This window comes from Wolbachia endosymbiont (group A) of Limnophora tigrina (genome assembly GCF_964263225.1).
GTDB lineage: Bacteria > Pseudomonadota > Alphaproteobacteria > Rickettsiales > Anaplasmataceae > Wolbachia.
Map to the genome: position 1 here is coordinate 869,512 of NZ_OZ181654.1, position 15,569 is coordinate 885,080.

Annotated in this window: 15 protein-coding genes and 1 pseudogene; 6 read left to right on the forward strand and 10 right to left on the reverse strand. The window is 33.4% G+C overall.

Annotation, left to right across the window (positions count from 1 at the left end; all coding sequences use genetic code 11):
• Positions 1-2 precede the first annotated feature (2 nt).
• The 6 genes and pseudogenes from ACE38P_RS04040 to ACE38P_RS04065 all read right to left on the reverse strand — a co-directional run.
• Positions 3-852: pseudogene (locus tag ACE38P_RS04040) on the reverse strand (IS630 family transposase); the annotation flags it as partial.
• Between the two features lie 283 nt (positions 853-1,135).
• Positions 1,136-1,558 carry a hypothetical protein gene (locus ACE38P_RS04045; protein WP_374699552.1) on the reverse strand — a complete coding sequence of 141 codons (423 nt, stop codon included), beginning with the start codon at positions 1,556-1,558 and terminating at the stop codon, positions 1,136-1,138.
• Positions 1,522-2,361: an ankyrin repeat domain-containing protein gene (locus tag ACE38P_RS04050; protein WP_374699553.1), complete on the reverse strand. Its 840-nt coding sequence runs from the start codon at positions 2,359-2,361 to the stop codon at positions 1,522-1,524. The genes ACE38P_RS04045 and ACE38P_RS04050 overlap by 37 nt, the downstream gene beginning before the upstream one ends.
• Positions 2,362-2,537: 176 nt before the next feature.
• Positions 2,538-3,116 carry an RlmE family RNA methyltransferase gene (locus tag ACE38P_RS04055; RefSeq protein WP_007302033.1) on the reverse strand — a complete coding sequence of 193 codons (579 nt, stop codon included), beginning with the start codon at positions 3,114-3,116 and terminating at the stop codon, positions 2,538-2,540.
• A gap of 75 nt (positions 3,117-3,191) precedes the next feature.
• Complete coding sequence (locus ACE38P_RS04060; RefSeq protein ID WP_010402496.1) at positions 3,192-3,707, reverse strand: PopZ family protein; 516 nt, start codon at positions 3,705-3,707, stop codon at positions 3,192-3,194.
• 10 nt (positions 3,708-3,717) lie between these two features.
• Complete coding sequence (locus ACE38P_RS04065; RefSeq protein WP_374699554.1) at positions 3,718-4,941, reverse strand: TolC family protein; 1,224 nt, start codon at positions 4,939-4,941, stop codon at positions 3,718-3,720.
• A gap of 119 nt (positions 4,942-5,060) precedes the next feature.
• Here ACE38P_RS04065 and rplM point away from each other — a divergent pair, with 119 nt between their 5' ends.
• From rplM to ACE38P_RS04080, 3 genes are all read left to right on the forward strand, one after another.
• Positions 5,061-5,519, forward strand: coding sequence for a 50S ribosomal protein L13 (gene rplM / locus ACE38P_RS04070; RefSeq protein ID WP_006014941.1), 459 nt, complete (start codon positions 5,061-5,063; stop codon positions 5,517-5,519).
• Complete coding sequence (rpsI, locus tag ACE38P_RS04075; protein WP_010402504.1) at positions 5,519-5,968, forward strand: 30S ribosomal protein S9; 450 nt, start codon at positions 5,519-5,521, stop codon at positions 5,966-5,968. Before rplM ends, rpsI begins: the two co-directional genes overlap by 1 nt.
• 145 nt (positions 5,969-6,113) lie before the next feature.
• On the forward strand, positions 6,114-6,416 hold the full coding sequence (locus ACE38P_RS04080; protein WP_019236673.1) for an HU family DNA-binding protein: 303 nt from the start codon (positions 6,114-6,116) through the stop codon (positions 6,414-6,416).
• A 1-nt stretch (position 6,417) separates the two neighbouring features.
• Here ACE38P_RS04080 and ACE38P_RS04085 read toward each other — a convergent pair whose 3' ends face one another.
• The gene (locus tag ACE38P_RS04085) at positions 6,418-7,125 is read right to left on the reverse strand and encodes a pyridoxine 5'-phosphate synthase (RefSeq protein ID WP_010402508.1); all 708 of its coding nucleotides are present in this window, start codon (positions 7,123-7,125) and stop codon (positions 6,418-6,420) included.
• Between the two features lie 372 nt (positions 7,126-7,497).
• Here ACE38P_RS04085 and ACE38P_RS04090 point away from each other — a divergent pair, with 372 nt between their 5' ends.
• On the forward strand, positions 7,498-7,953 hold the full coding sequence (locus tag ACE38P_RS04090; RefSeq protein WP_017532141.1) for an Hsp20/alpha crystallin family protein: 456 nt from the start codon (positions 7,498-7,500) through the stop codon (positions 7,951-7,953).
• A gap of 857 nt (positions 7,954-8,810) precedes the next feature.
• Here the strand turns inward: ACE38P_RS04090 and gltX are convergent.
• Positions 8,811-10,163: a glutamate--tRNA ligase gene (gene gltX / locus ACE38P_RS04095; RefSeq protein WP_265022600.1), complete on the reverse strand. Its 1,353-nt coding sequence runs from the start codon at positions 10,161-10,163 to the stop codon at positions 8,811-8,813.
• 151 nt (positions 10,164-10,314) lie between these two features.
• Between gltX and ACE38P_RS04100 the strand changes: the two genes are divergently transcribed.
• Positions 10,315-10,974 (forward strand): ankyrin repeat domain-containing protein, encoded by a 660-nt coding sequence (locus ACE38P_RS04100; protein ID WP_264375789.1) that lies wholly within the window; start codon positions 10,315-10,317, stop codon positions 10,972-10,974.
• Positions 10,975-11,035: 61 nt separating this feature from the next.
• Entirely contained in the window at positions 11,036-13,015 is a 1,980-nt protein-coding gene (locus tag ACE38P_RS04105; RefSeq protein WP_374699555.1) for an acetyl-CoA carboxylase biotin carboxylase subunit, read from the forward strand.
• Here ACE38P_RS04105 and ACE38P_RS04110 read toward each other — a convergent pair.
• Together ACE38P_RS04110 and ACE38P_RS04115 are read right to left on the reverse strand one after the other, a co-directional pair.
• On the reverse strand, positions 12,998-13,993 hold the full coding sequence (locus ACE38P_RS04110; RefSeq protein ID WP_374699556.1) for a COX15/CtaA family protein: 996 nt from the start codon (positions 13,991-13,993) through the stop codon (positions 12,998-13,000). The two genes, ACE38P_RS04105 and ACE38P_RS04110, sit on opposite strands and share 18 nt — an antisense overlap.
• Positions 13,975-15,564, reverse strand: coding sequence for a glycosyltransferase family 2 protein (locus ACE38P_RS04115; protein WP_374699557.1), 1,590 nt, complete (start codon positions 15,562-15,564; stop codon positions 13,975-13,977). The genes ACE38P_RS04110 and ACE38P_RS04115 overlap by 19 nt, the downstream gene beginning before the upstream one ends.
• Positions 15,565-15,569: the final 5 nt, after the last annotated feature.

Consider the following 15,569-nt stretch of genomic DNA (forward strand, 5'->3'; position numbering starts at 1 on the left):
TGAGGGTTCAGTTCAGGTGAGTATGGAGGTAAATAAATTATAGTAATATTTTCTGGAATTTTTAGACTTTTTGACTTATGCCAACTGGCACAATCCATGATAAGAAAGGCCTCTTTGTTTCCCAAGCTTTTCGACATCTGTTCTAAAAATATGTTCATACAGTCGGTATTTACATATGGAAAAAGTAAGCTACAGTCCTCTCCGCTCCTGTAATTTACTGCGCTGTAAAGATAGAAATTTTCCCTACCAATTTTTACTTTAATTTGTGTTCTTGATCCCTTTTTAAACCATCCGTGCCCAACTTTCGAGTGTGTTCCAAATCGCGATTCATCGAAGAAAAATATCTCCTTTTTTGGGTTCTTCTGTACAATTTTATTGAGATTTTTTTTTGTACTCTTCTTGCTTGTTTTTGTCTTGTTTATGGTGCACTGGACGTGGCGTGATGTAAGAAAACTTCATCTTTTGTACTTCACTGTGTACTGTAGATTTACTAATATTTAAAGCAAATTCTTTCTGGATTTTTAACCTTACTTCCTTGATAGTAATGTTTGGATTTTTCTCCACCCACATCTCGATTTGCTTGCGTTGACTCTGGTTTAATATACTTTTTTTTCGCCGTTCAGGTGGGACAAACAATCTTTCTACCCTTCCAAATTTTAAATGTTTTATCCATTCTTTCAGCGCAGTTCTTGAGATACACCATACCCTTGCTACCTCTGATATACTATATTTTTTCGCTGCAATTACAGCCTGTAATTTTTTTGAAACATATGCGTTATTTCTCACCTTTTTTAACATTTCTTTTGCCAAGTTTACAACTTTTTCATCTAATAATTTTGACCTTAGTGCCATTCTTAACCTCAATGATTATACCTGCTTGAGTATAACTTCATCACACATATTGTCTATTTGTTTGTTTTGTAACTGGAGTTGGTATCAGTTTTCTGAATCCCAGTATTGGAATAACAAGAAAGAGGGCGCTGGGATGACACCATTTGCTGTCTTCAAAATGAATGTTAATACACCTAGGATGTTTAAACCTTAATTCTGTTTTGGTGTTAAGCAAGGTATCTAGATACCTTGCTAAATAAAAAATTGGAAAAAAAGGAAGAAGAGACTTCTTCCTTCTACTTAACTACACTGTTGCGCCTAACTCTGAAGAAACTTCTGATTGTACATCAACTTCATTTAGCTTCTTACCAGGACTTGACGTTGCTTGTGCAATAGCCTCCTTTAACTCATCACAAGGCTTCAACACTTCATATATAATGCCACCAGCAACAAGTCCTGTGAGTACAGCAGCAGCCACAGCTATCCCAGCCATAGCACCTACTGATAATGATACACCAATAAAATATGCAGAAGTAACTATTATCGCAGCTACAACAGATGCAATAACAAATATACCAACACCCGAGATTATTGCTAGCATAATTGCTTCTTTAGTAAGTTCTTTATCTAGAGTTTTGTTATCACGATTATCTAATAAAGGATCAGCACCTGCTTTTAATAGAGCTCTTACTATCTTTTTATGATGTCCCCGAGCAGCAACGGACAAAGGAGTGTGTCCATATTCATTTGGAAGATTATAATACTAGGGTTCTTATCTAATATAGCCTCTACTATCTCCATTTTGCCTTTCTCAGCAGCAAGATATAAAGGAGCGCTTTCACTGCTATCTCGCAAATTAACATCTATACCTTTTACTGCTAATAGAGCGTTTACTATATTTTCATCACCTTTTCTAATAGCCAAATGTAAAGGAGTGCTTCCACTTTTATCTGGCAAATTAACACTAGCCCCCTTATTTAATAGAGCTTTTACTATTTTTTCGTCACCTTTTTCAATAGCCAAATGTAAAGGAGCTTTTCCATATACATCTTTCAAATCAACACTAGCCCCCTTATTTAATAGAGCTTTTACTATTTTTTCGTCACCTTTTTCAATAGCCAAATGTAAAGGAGCTTTTCCATATACATCTTTCAAATCAACACGAGCCCCCTTATTTAATAGAGCTTCTACTATTTTTTCATTACCTTTTTCAATAGCCAAATGTAAAAGGGTTTTGTCCAATTGATATTGGAAATTAACATTTATTCCGTCTACTGCTAATAGAGCTTTTACTACATTTTCTTGATTATCTAGAAATGCTGTACTTAATAATGTTGATTTTTTTTTGTCAGAATAACCATTATGAATAAATTTATAATTTATATCAAAATTTTTGTTGCTCCATTCTTCATAAGTAGATGAGCATCTTTCTTTTATTTGCCCTTTTATTTTTTCAACTATGTTATTACCATTCAAATCATTTTCACGATTTACTATACTTAATATCTGTTTCAACAATTCTAAATACATATCAAACTCTCCTATAAAAATAATAATATACTTTAATTATTATATACTTAAGTAATAAAGTCAAGAATTTTATTAACTATCATAAACACTCAAGCAAGAAAAAGGGGCTTTTGTGCGAGCGTTATTAATCTTCAGTTTAATAGGATAAGATTCGTCAACATTTCTGTAAGTACCTTCTATACAGAATAGTTGCCACCAATAAAGCCTAAACTTACTAAATACATTTCTGTAGATTCAGATCTACTTGACTTTGGTTTGAAGTATCTTACTGTTTTAAACATTTTTTTTAGCTCATTGCAGAAATCTTTATCAGACTCTCCTTGAAAAATTTTTACTACAAATTTGCCATCATGATTCAAAAAATGCTTTGCAAAATTGAGCGCTGCTTCGCATAAAAGCATAATTCTGATATGATCTAACGATTTTAAACCGCAAGATTCTGGTGCCATATCAGATAAAATTACATCAAATTTGTGATCCTTGAATTTTTCTCTTAAAATTTCAAGTTCGCTGATAATATCACACTGTATACACTCTACTCCACTAATTGCGTTTATTGGTTTTATGTCAACAGCAATCACACTCGCTCCTTTCTTAGATGCAACTTGTGACCATCCACCAGGAAAAGCGCCAAGATCAATAATTTTTTGCCCTTGTTGGAGTAGTTTAAATTTATCGTCTATTTCTATTAACTTATATGCCGAGCGCGATCTATAACCGTCCTTATTGGTTTTTTGCACATACTGATCATTCAAATGGCGATGTAGCCATCTTGTTGAAGATAACTTTCTACCTCTAGCTGTTTTTACTCTGGTCTTTATACTAATAACCTACTTATTATTGATTATATCTTTGAGCTCTTTTTCAACTACTTCTTTTACCAATGCATGTAGATACTTATTCAGCCACTCTGAAAGCTGAGGTTTTAAAAGAGATACAACTAATTCTTCAACAGTAAGATCCGCTCTTTTTTGTTGTTTATGCCGTAGTTCGCTTTGCATCTTTTCAAGCAATGTTTTAATTTCCTCCATATTTTCTTTTAAAACTAAATGCTCGTTACTTTGTTCTTGATAGCTCACTTTGTTATTACTCATTTGGATATTATCATACAAATTTTTCTCTTCTGAGTTGTAACTATTAAATTGGTTATTCATTTTCTCACTTTGACAATCATTCTCTTCTTCACTATTTTCTTTTTCTTCGATGTCTTCTGGGTACTCCTCTTCAAGGCATAGTACATCATCATCTTCATCGATTACTTCTGCTTTATCAACACTTGCATTTTTACCCGATATAGCTTTTTTTATATCTTCTAGGATATCTTTTACAGATTGATTATCGCTCATACCATTAAATTTAAAGGTTTATACTATTTATCATAAAAAGCAAGTTGTAAACACTAATTACATAATTGCTTTTTGCTCCAACCAGATCGGAGCGTGCTTTAAATAATGCATCTTCAGTGTCCAAAAGGTCAGATGTACTCTTTAAACTTAAGTTTACCTCTTGCTTAACTCCTTCCAATGCTAAAGCTGCTGCTTTTTCCGCTTCTTGACTTGCTTTAATAATAGCTTTTGCTGTCAGCACGTTATTCCAAGCATTTACAACTGCTCCTTCTATATTTTTTACCGTTTCATAATAATCGTAGGTAGATTTTTTTGCATCCATTTTAGCTTTACTGACACCAAAAGCATTCGCTCCTTTTTTAAAGATTGGAACATCAAGAGTAAAAACTATATGAACATTTTCTAATAGCTTGTCTAATTTTACACCATCTTTCCCAAAATTTTTGTTTGCTCTTAGATTTAAAGAAGGAAGCCACTTGGAACTTTCAGCGATCACTTCCATTCCGGCTGCTCTTTTTTGATAAACTGCTGCTTTTAGAGATAAATTATTGGTTTTTGCTAATTGTAAACATTCATTTAGCTCTGGGACAGAAGGTAGTTTATCATTAGCTTCAGAAAGTTCATCAGCATCTTCGCCAATCAAATGATAATAAGCAATATTTGCCAATTTTAATTTACCTTCAGCATCAACTCTTTCGGATATAGAAGACGAAAATTTTGCTTTTGCTAGCAAAACTTCAGCATTAGTAACTTCTCCAAGGGAAAAGCGTTTTTTCATAGCTGACAAATGTTCTAAAGAAACGCGTTCTCTATGTTCTCTCAGTTTTAATATTTCTACCTTTTGTAAAACATTAACATATGCTTTCACAGCATTAAGTGCAAGCTCTTGTTTTGACTGCTGAAATTGCATTTTTGCTGCTTTGAGAAGATTACTTGATCGACTGAATGTAGCAAAGGTGCCACCACCATCTATTATTCTTTGACTTAATATTAGATCCTTTCCAGAGTTTTCCAGGCTAAAACTACTATCGAAATTATATTGTAAATTAATGTCAGGTAAAAATCCAGCTAACCCAGAAGATTTATAATATTTTTCTGCGCTTTTATATTGGTAAAATTGAGACTTTATTTTTGAGCTATTTTTGATAGCTTTGCTTATAGCCTCTTCCAAATCGATTGCATAGCAATCTATAGCACTAAAAGCGATTACAAATATAATAATCAATCGAAACATTTTGCTTTCTAGAATATTATTAAAATTATTAGCATAAATTACTTTAATAATCAATAACTAATGTTGTTGACACTATCAAGCAACTTAGTATATCATAATCTACTGTTATGTATTGATATATGAAAACTTTTTTCTTAAAAGAGAAACAAGTCGATAAAAAATGGCTTGTTATAGATGCAGAAGGATTAGTAGTAGGAAGGCTTGCAGCGTTTGTAGCAGCGCTATTGCGTGGAAAGCATAAGCCTGAATACACACCTCATATGGATTGTGGAGATAATGTAATTATTGTTAATGCAGAAAAGGTACATTTTACCGGAAAGAAACTTAAAGATAAAATCTACTATAGGCATACAGGTTATTCTGGTGGTTTAAAGAAAACTACTCCAGATAATATTTTAAATGGCAAATTCCCTGAGCGTGTGATAAAAATGGCAGTAAAAAGAATGCTTGATGATGGTCCTATGGCACGTAGACGGTTTGAAAATTTGTATGTTTATTCTGGTTCAGAACATAAGCATCAAGGACAGCAACCTGAAAAAATAGATTTTGCCTCTTTAAATCGTAAAAATAAGAAATAATGGAGCAAAAAGTGAAAATAAATAATAATGATCAGCCAAAAAAGGCAATGATTGACTCACTTGGTCGTTCATATGCCACAGGTCGAAGGAAAGAATCTGTAGCAAGAGTATGGATAAAGCCAGGAAGTGGAAAATTTAGTGTTAATAAAAAAGATGATTTAATTTCTTATTTTAAAAGAGAATCAGTGTGTCAAATGATTAAAGCGCCATTCATAGTAACTTCTATGTTAGATAGGTATGATGTGTTTGCAACTGTAAAAGGTGGAGGACTATCTGGCCAAGCAGGTGCCTTAGCTCATGGAATAAGCAGAGCTTTAAGTAGTATAAGTCAAGATCTACACTCTATATTACGTAAGGGTGGATTCCTAACTAGAGATTCACGTGTTGTTGAGCGTAAGAAATATGGTCAACATAAAGCTCGGAAAAAATGTCAGTTTTCTAAGAGATAATTGTTTCATAATGGTATTTTTTTGTAAATATTATACAAGTTCTTACAAGGGTTTATGACATTTTCTCTTTTTATGACGAATTTAGTTGACTATTGGCATTAGCATAATATGCTGTTTATGTAATTTTTCAATATTAAGGTAATTTATGAGTAAAGAAGATATAGTAAACCAACTGAGTCAAGAGTGCTCTAGTCAAGGTATAGATATAACAAAAGCTAGTTTGGGTAAGCTTCATGATATTTTTATGGAAACAATCAAGAACGATCTAAATCGTAAAGGTGAAATACGTTTGCATGGAATAGGGACATTCTCTACTGCTATAAGTAAGGAAAGACAATGCCGTAATCCTCAAAATGGTGAGATTATGACCGTTCCTGAAAAGAAAAGAGTAAGGTTTAAAGCAAGTCAAGCTCTTTCAAGTACTTTAAATACCAAAGAGAAAGTATAAGCTACTTAGATATTGTCATTTTCATCTTTTTAGTTACACTATGTAAGCCATGAAATATAGCCTCGCTGATTAAAGAATGGCCTATATTAAGAGCTGAGATGTGAGGTATCTCTTTTATTCTTTTAGCATGTTTATAATTTATGCCATGCCCTGCGTGGCATTCTATTCCTAGCTTATTAATGTATTCTGCAGAGTTAGTAATAAGTTTTAATTTTTCTTCTGATGGATTATCACAGTAATCCCCTGTGTGAATTTCTATTATGTCAGGCTTTCTTTCTAGCTTCTCAAGATATTTTAGTTGATTAATATTTGGATCGATAAACAGTGAGACTTTTATGTCAAAGCTATGCATTTCCTCTATTATACCAGAAAGTTTACTGTGCATATTCACGATATTCAGGCCACCTTCGGTTGTTAATTCTTCTCTTTTTTCTGGTACTATACAAATCGAATAGGGTTTTACTTCTTTTGCTATTTTGAGCATTTCTTCCGTAGCTGCGATTTCAAGATTTAACTCAGTGCTAATGTTTTGTTTTAGATTGAATACATCCTCATCTCTGATATGCCTTCTGTCTTCTCGTAAGTGTACGGTGATAAAATCTGCTCCAGCATCAATAGCTATTTTTGCTGCTTTTAATGGATCTGGATAAGAAGCTCCACGTGCGTTGCGAAGGGTTGCAACGTGATCAATATTAACGCCCAATTTCACAATTTACCTCAAAAATTATTTATAAATTATACATATTATTAGATCTTATGCATGTCATTGTTTAATGCCATAGCTGAAAGACGGAGCTAGCAGTTATACCAATTCTCATTGTTGGCAAGTCAAATAAGAAACATTCAAAATTGTTTGATTGTGGAAGTGGAAAGAGAAGTAATAAATTTGCATACACTTGCCCTTTTTTACAGTTAATCTAGTTTATAGAACTACTCGTGGTAATCCAAACAAGATTTTTTCTCATAATCAAGTTATAGTAAACGGGGAAAATTTTTCGCATCTAAAAAATTTTAGATTTAGGATTGAAATTAATAAGTGGAGTGATTATGTAATGCATGTATTAGTAAAAGGAGGTACAACATGAGTAATATAGTTCATTTAAATAAAAACAATAATCGTGATAATTTTAGTGTAAGAGGGTTACAAAGAGCCGTTGATGACATATTTGATAGCTTCTTTACAGGATGGAACCCAGAGCTTTCCAAAAGAGGCAGTAGTCTACTACCAGTTTGTGATTTTTATGAAACAAAGGAAAGCTATTGCCTATCATTAGAGTTACCAGGTATTCCTAAAGAAAGCATAGACATTAGTATATCTGGCGATAACTTAATAGTGAAGGGTGAAAAAACATGTAATAATGAATCAAAAGATAAGCAGTTTTACCATAAAGAAAGGTACTATGGTTCTTTCTATAGATCTATTCAACTTCCAACAAATGTAGAGCAAGATAAGGTATCTGCCAACTTTTTAGATGGAGTATTGCATGTAACCATACCTAAATCAGAGAAACACATCAAGAAAATTGATGTAAAGTAACCAGTAAGTAATAGCAGGCTTCTGACCTTGAGGCTTGCTATTTTAATATCTGTTCAGCAGAGTGGCAAAATAAGGTAAACGAGAAAAGACAACTAAATGAGTGTCATGAAAGTAGCTGATGCTGGCTCCCTTATGAAGGTGTCATCTTAGCACCCAGACACTGATTTTTTAATTGAAAATGTTGTCTTGTTTGTGATAAATTTTGCTCGATGCCAGTGTCGAGCACTGGCATGACATTATAGAAGCTGGAATTACAGTGTCAGCTACTTGAATGACAATATTTGCTGTGTAATTTACCTTAAAAAATGAATATTCCTACAGCTACGTGTAAGCTACTTTCATGATACTCATTTACTTGTCTTTTTTGCCACTTTGCTGAACAGATATGTAAAATATTAACTTAGCAATACAAAAAATTATCTATAGATTAGACACACCATTAGATCTTATGCATAGTCATTTTTTAATTCCATAGCTGAGACGGAGCCTGCTCCCCTTATCATGAAACTGAAGTCTATATGGTACCACAGTATAATGATATAATAAAATATGAAAAAAATACCAATAAAAAAAGGCAAAAAAAGCCCGTATTAACTTTAACAATTTAAAATGATTTAATGTGAAAACCATAGGCGCCAATTGTTTTTTTAACTTAAAAATAAAAGTCAAGTATCAGGAATTCTAGACATAAACCCTCCTATATGAATAAAGAGCTAGCAAAAATAAACTTATATATTTTTTGCTGAAATTTGATTATTTGGTGAAAAAACCTGCAGGTGAAGATAGATTTTGGATCCTAAAAAATCTTCATTCTCCACTATAATGAAGCTACTAGAGTCTGTCAAGCAATTTTTTATTTAAATTGCTTGCAATCTTTTTATACACTCATCTTTACCAAGAATTACCATGATATCGATGATTCCAGGCGCATCCATTATTCCAGTTATTGGGGCGCGTAATGAGTGGTATATATCGCTCATTTTTATATTATGTAATTTTGAAAATTCCTTAATCTGAGAAGATAAAAAATTCTTATTCCAATCTTCACTACCTACACTCGAAAGAAATGATGCAAGTAACTTAATTACATTGAGGTTAGATTTGACAATTTGCTGAGCTTCTTCACTAAAATCAACTTGAATATAAAATTTTGCTAAGTCCAATAATTCGGTCAGATAGTTTGCTCTTTTTTTCAGCTCTGTCAGTCCCTGCAGTAAATAGCCCTTTTTTTTGTCAGTTAGAGTATTTTCTCTAAGCATTAGAGTCAGAATATCTTCATTGCTCATATTACTAATATAGTGGTTATTCAAATGCTCCAGTTTTTTGAAATCGAGCCGTGCAGGTGAGCGACCGATGCTTTCTAAATTAAACCACTCTATTGCTTGCTCATCGCTAATAATCTCATCGTTGCCATGACTCCAGCCAAGTCTTAGCAAGTAATTACGCATTGCCTGTGGCAATATTCCCATCTTTTCATAATCGCAAACACTTGTTGCACCATGTCTTTTAGATAGCTTATTCCCATCTTCTCCATGAATAAGCGGTACATGTGCAAAGCGTGGGACATCAAAATCAAGAGCCTGATATATTAGTAATTGTTTGAAGGTATTAGTGAGATGATCAGAGCCACGTATAATATCGGTTATTCCGGCATCATGGTCATCAACCACTACAGCAAAAATATATGTTGGAGTATTGTCAGAGCGCAAGATTACTATGTCATCAAGCTGATCGCTACTTATTGTAACTTGGCCGTATATTTTATCGTCAACAACAATATCTTCTGAGTCTGGCACTTTGAAACGGACAACAGGGTTTGCGCTTGATGTCGAATGAGTACACTTATGCTTATATATTTTTCCTTCTTCTCTTGCTCTTGCCTTCTTTTCTGCAACTTCATCTTCAGGGCAGTAACAGTGATACGCCCTACCCTTTTCAACTAAAAGATTTGCAACTTCAATATGTCTAGCTATTCTTCTCGATTGGTATATTATTTCTCCATCATAGTTTATTCCAAGCCATTTTAGCCCATCCATTATTGCATCAATTGCTTCTTGTGTTGAACGTTTTCTGTCAGTGTCTTCAATCCTTAGCAAAAACTCCCCACCATGACGCTTTGCATAGAGCCAATTAAATAACGCAGTACGAGCTCCTCCAATATGTAAAAATCCTGTTGGTGATGGAGCGAATCTAGTGACTATACCTGGCATATTTGTCTATTGTGATAACGTAACCGATGATAACTAAAATTTGCACTTGCAACAACGTGGAACTATAGTAAATTTGAAAGATCAATTTACATTTATTTTTAACAAACTGCATTGTATAATTTAATATTAGTGAATGCAGTGAGGTGTATATATGGATAATTTATTTGAAATTGCAAGAAAAGGGAATGTGGATAAATTTGTCGATTCTTGCAAGGAAAGAGTTGCTTGTGTAGCTAAGCATAGAATTGATGAAAATGGAAACCCATTTCATATAGCAGCAAGTAAAGGGTTTCTATTATCTGCGTTACAGGGGATCATAAAGTATTTAGAAAAAGATACTGAGAGCAAAGTCAAGAAAGCAAAAGAAGCTAAAGATTGGGAAAAAGTAAAAAGATTAGAAAAGGAATTTAAGAATAACAAGAAATATATTAAGGAAGCACTCCTCGATAAAAGCTATATTAAGGATAATAAGGCAGTATCACCTCTTTACTTCTTGGATCCTTCAGAGCAGAAGGAAGTTAAGCAAATTGCAGATATAAAATGTGGCTTTATATGTAATAAGAAGTTTCATATATGCTTATATATAGTAGGAGCTATAGTGTGTGCTACCGCTATGTGTGTATCTTTGTATCTTCTATTTTCGGCTTCTCAATCTCTTGCATTGGCTTCAATAGCGACAATAGCTTCTGGAGGGTCTTCATATCTGTTATTTAAGGCATGTAACGAGGTATATGGCCTCTATAACGAAAGTACTATAGTGACAGATCCTAATGTTATGCAACTTTTAGAGGGTGGTTTAGCCCCAACATGAAGTACTTGCAAGGAATAATATAGAAATTTACTTTCTTAACTTAAGAAAGTATACTGATAAGATGATAAGAAAGAAGTATAGTAAAATTTTAATAGCAAATAGAGGAGAGATTGCTTGCAGGATAATCAAAACTGCGCGCAAGATGGGTATATCTTGTGTATGCGTATATTCAGATGCAGATGTAAATTCTGTGCATGTAAGGCAAGCAGATGAGTCGAAGTACATTGGTCCTTCACCTTCTTGCCTGAGTTATTTAAATATTGAAAAAATATGCGAGGTGGCAGTTGAAACAGGTGCTGAAGCGGTTCATCCTGGCTATGGGTTTTTAGCAGAAAATCCAGATTTTCCCCGTGCTCTGGAAAAACATAACATAGATTTCATTGGTCCAAGTGCAGAAACAATAGAAGTTACAGCCAATAAAATAACAGCAAAAGAAGAGGCAAGAAAAGCTGGAGTAAATGTAGTGCCAGGATATATGGGTAAGATCGAAGATGCTGACCACGCATCCATGGTTGCTGAAGAAATTGGTTTTCCCGTTATGCTCAAAGCTGCATCAGGTGGTGGTGGCAAAGGAATGCGAATTGTACATTCCAAAAAAGAAATTGAACTAGCATTTACATCAGCAACAAATGAAGCAGAGAAAAGTTTTAAAGATGGCAGTATTTTTATAGAGAAATATATAGAGCTGCCAAGACACATTGAAATACAAATCATAGCAGATAAATATGGCAATATAGTGTGTCTTGGAGAGAGGGAATGCTCGATACAAAGGAATAACCAGAAAATAATGGAAGAAACTCCAAGTCCATTTATTAGTGAAGAAGTAAGACAAAAAATGTATGCCCAATGTGTTTCTTTGGCAAAGCAAGTTGGTTATTTTTCAGCAGGTACTGTCGAGTTTGTTGTAGATAAAGACCAAAACTTCTATTTTCTTGAGGTAAATACGAGATTACAAGTTGAGCATCCAGTAACAGAATTTATAACTGGAATAGACATAGTAGAAGAAATGATTAGAACTTCCTGTGGAGAAAAATTGAGATTCAATCAGGATGATATTAAACTTACTGGTTCTGCAATAGAAAGTAGAATTTGTGCTGAAGACCCATCAAAGAAATTTTTTCCTTCCAGCGGAAGAATCAAATATTACGACAAACCAGATGAAAATGGTCATGTAAGAATAGATGATGGAGTAGCTAGCGGTTCAGAAATCAGCATGTTCTACGACTCAATGATTGCAAAAATTATAACCTATGGAAAAGATAGAATAGAGGCGATCAGCAGAATGCAAAAAGCTTTGTCTGAGTGCTATATAGGGGAAGTAATAAACAACATAGAATTTCTAGAATCCATCTTCCATAATCCAAATTTTATTGCAGCAAAACTCCACACAAGATTCATTCCAGACCATTATCCCAGTGGGTTTCAAGGCGATTTTATCACAGAGGAATATATTAAAATATTTATTTTTGCTGCACTGTATGTTCATTTAGAAAATGAGGGAAAGTATTACAGTAAGTCAATAGATGAAGCATTCATAGTGAAAATAGACGATAATGAGTACTCCGTAAATGCAAAATATCAAGATAACACATTAACAACAGTATATAACCACAATAAATACTCTGTGGTAGGTAAGTGGAAACCAAGTTACAGGTTGTTATATATAACAATTAATGATGATACCAATATAGCACTTAAAATAGAAAGGCAAGGCAGCAAATACTTTATAAGACACGCAGGTATGAAAGCTAAATGTTGTGTATTGAAACCTCATGTAGCTAAACTAAGCAAATTAATGCTAAACAACAAAACAGAAGGGATTTCAGTAGACACTGTGAAATCTCCAATATCTGGTTTATTAGTTAAATTACACGTAAATGCTGGAGATCAGGTAGAAATAGGACAACCTCTCTTTGTTGTGGAGGCAATGAAAATGGAAAATATCATATGTGCTGAATCAGAAATGGTGATAAAAAATATCCCTGTTACAGAGGGGAAAAATGTACAGGCTGGTGATTTGGTATTAGATCTGCTTTCTTAAATAACACAAGAAATATAAACCTGACCCAAATAAGATAAATGAAAACATTTGATGGGCTATGGCAATGGCCATTGGTATATGCAGCAACAAAGTGACTACTCCTAAAATTACCTGAATAATGACGGAGAGTAGCATAATATATGCTGGTTTTACACTAGCATTTTTTATTGTGAGTATTGCTGTCAGAACTAATATCAGCAATGCCAATGCCCGGTGTATGAATTGCACTGTTACTCTATTTTCAAAGATATTTAGCCAAGCAGGCTGTAAGTAAAATAAATCTTCCGGAACAATTTGTCCATCCATTAGTGGAAAGGTATTATAAATTAAGCCAGCATTTAATCCCGCAACAAATGCACCGAAGATTATTTGTATTGTAACTAGGATTAAAATTATCCATATGTAACATGTAATGTTGCTATTAATTTTAATTATCTGTTTTGGTTTGATTTGGTAATCAAAAAATTGATATGACAATAATGCAAAAATAACCAATGCAAGCAGTAAGTGAAGTGCGAGCTTATAGTGACTAACATGAGGATTAGATACCAAACCGCTTTTTACCATATACCAACCAGCAAAAGCTTGTAAAATTCCAAATAATAGTGCTGTAGATAACCTTATTACTGCATTTTTAGGTATTCTTTTTTTTAGTGTAAAGTATATAAATGGTAAAATAAAAACTAAACCTGTCAGCCTTGCAATCAACCTATGCACATACTCTATTAAGTATATGGTGCGGAACTCTTCCATACTCATACCATAGTTAAATGCTTTATATTCAGGTGTAGCTTCATATTTTGATTTTTCTTTTAGCCAGTCTTGTTCACTCAGCGGTGGCAATGTTCCGGTGATGGGTTTCCATTCCGTGATTGACAATCCTGCTTTTGAAAGTCTGGTAAATCCACCAATTCCCACCATGCAAATCACCATGAGAGAGCAGAGAAAAAGCCAAATAGCTACAGGTTTTGCTTCCATAATCCATGCTGAGTTTTATTCCATTGCTGAGGGTGAATAACAAATTCCCACAAAGCGAGAAGAGCTGCAACGCTATGTAGTAGACTATAGACGGGAAAAAATATTGATACTATATAAAAATAAAAAGGCATTTTTTGTTGTCTGATAGCTATTATCAAAAAAATCAAGTTAATACCGTATACTATTATAAAATAATATAAGAATAATTCATTCAAAATTTGAGTCAGCACCAATGAAAGTAACAAAAAAGGAGTCGTGAAAAATATAAAAGCTGAGGAACCAACAAAAAGGTTTAATAGCAAAACTCCCTTAAGCCCAGTGTGCTTAAAAAGTAATTTTATATTTTTTAAATGAACGATATAAGTTTGCATATAACCTTTAATCCAGCGTGCTCTTTGTTTGATCCAAGCAAACACAGTAGTTGGTGATTCTTCCAATGTTTCTGAATCAATAATCCTGGTTTTATATCCCATTTGCGCAAGTCTCAAACCAAGGTCAGCGTCTTCAGTGACATTGTAAGCATCCCAAAAAAGCACTTTCTTTAAAATTTCCACTGAAAAATGGTTACTGCTACCACCCAAAGGTATTGGCATGTTCATTTTTTGAAATCCAGGCAAAAAATATTGAAACCAGTTCATATACTCGAGAGAAAAGAATTTTGTAAGAAAATTGCAACCAAAGTTATAGTAATTTAATTTCGCCTGTACACAAGCCAACTTTTCGTCGCCCTTATTAAATTCAATTAGTGCTTTTTTTAACTGCAACGGATCTGGCTTGTCATCTGCATCATATATTACCACATACTTTCCTCTAGCAAAGCTCATAGCATAATTGCATGACTTAGCTTTTGTTCTAGGCAGAGAATGAGGCACTTTTATTACTTCAAAATACTGTGGTAAAGTGCATTTTTCTATAGCTGCCAACATTTCTTGATCATCGCTCTCTATCACAAGCTTTACATCTAATTTTGATTTTGGATAATCCAAACTTTCAATGCTCTTAATCAATTGCTTTATAACCGCATTCTCTTTAAAAGCAGGCAATAAAATAGTATATATAGGTTCATTCATCTTATCATAATCTGCTTTTTGGTTAGAAATTTTACGCAAGCCAAAAATTTTAGTTACAAATTTGAATAAAGAACTAGAACATCCGATTATAAATATCAACACCAAAGCAAAATATGCATATTTTTTTGTCAGTGTTAAAGTCGAAATCATAACAAAGAAAGAGGAAAAAAAGATTGAACTGAGCCTAATGCTTTTAGCTGAAAAATTAGGATTCTTATAATATAAGTAGTTACTTGCGAATTCTGAAATACCAAAGTGTGAGTTAAGAAGATTTAAAATCTGTTTGCTATCTACTTTTATCAATACATATTCAATACCGTAATGAGATTCGACCCAAAGGTTGATATCTTGGCTTATGTCTTCAACCATAAAAAAAGTAGTATCATTTAATTTTTGCCAAGGAATTATATTAAACCTATAGTAGAAAAGTTTCTCTTGTTCTTTGCATAAACTAGAATCAAATTTAATTTTTTCTACATTATCAGTTTGAAGTACAGGCATTAAAC

Coding starts and splice junctions, on each gene's coding strand:
- ACE38P_RS04115 (WP_374699557.1), bottom strand. CDS start 15,564: ATGCCTGTACTTCAAACTGATAATGTAGAAAAAATTAAATTTGATTCT.
- ACE38P_RS04080 (WP_019236673.1), top strand. CDS start 6,114: ATGAGTAAAGAAGATATAGTAAACCAACTGAGTCAAGAGTGCTCTAGT.
- rpsI (WP_010402504.1), top strand. CDS start 5,519: ATGGAGCAAAAAGTGAAAATAAATAATAATGATCAGCCAAAAAAGGCA.
- ACE38P_RS04050 (WP_374699553.1), bottom strand. CDS start 2,361: ATGTATTTAGAATTGTTGAAACAGATATTAAGTATAGTAAATCGTGAA.
- ACE38P_RS04110 (WP_374699556.1), bottom strand. CDS start 13,993: ATGGAAGCAAAACCTGTAGCTATTTGGCTTTTTCTCTGCTCTCTCATG.
- ACE38P_RS04065 (WP_374699554.1), bottom strand. CDS start 4,941: ATGTTTCGATTGATTATTATATTTGTAATCGCTTTTAGTGCTATAGAT.
- ACE38P_RS04100 (WP_264375789.1), top strand. CDS start 10,315: ATGGATAATTTATTTGAAATTGCAAGAAAAGGGAATGTGGATAAATTT.
- gltX (WP_265022600.1), bottom strand. CDS start 10,163: ATGCCAGGTATAGTCACTAGATTCGCTCCATCACCAACAGGATTTTTA.
- ACE38P_RS04105 (WP_374699555.1), top strand. CDS start 11,036: ATGATAAGAAAGAAGTATAGTAAAATTTTAATAGCAAATAGAGGAGAG.
- ACE38P_RS04090 (WP_017532141.1), top strand. CDS start 7,498: ATGAGTAATATAGTTCATTTAAATAAAAACAATAATCGTGATAATTTT.
- ACE38P_RS04060 (WP_010402496.1), bottom strand. CDS start 3,707: ATGAGCGATAATCAATCTGTAAAAGATATCCTAGAAGATATAAAAAAA.
- rplM (WP_006014941.1), top strand. CDS start 5,061: ATGAAAACTTTTTTCTTAAAAGAGAAACAAGTCGATAAAAAATGGCTT.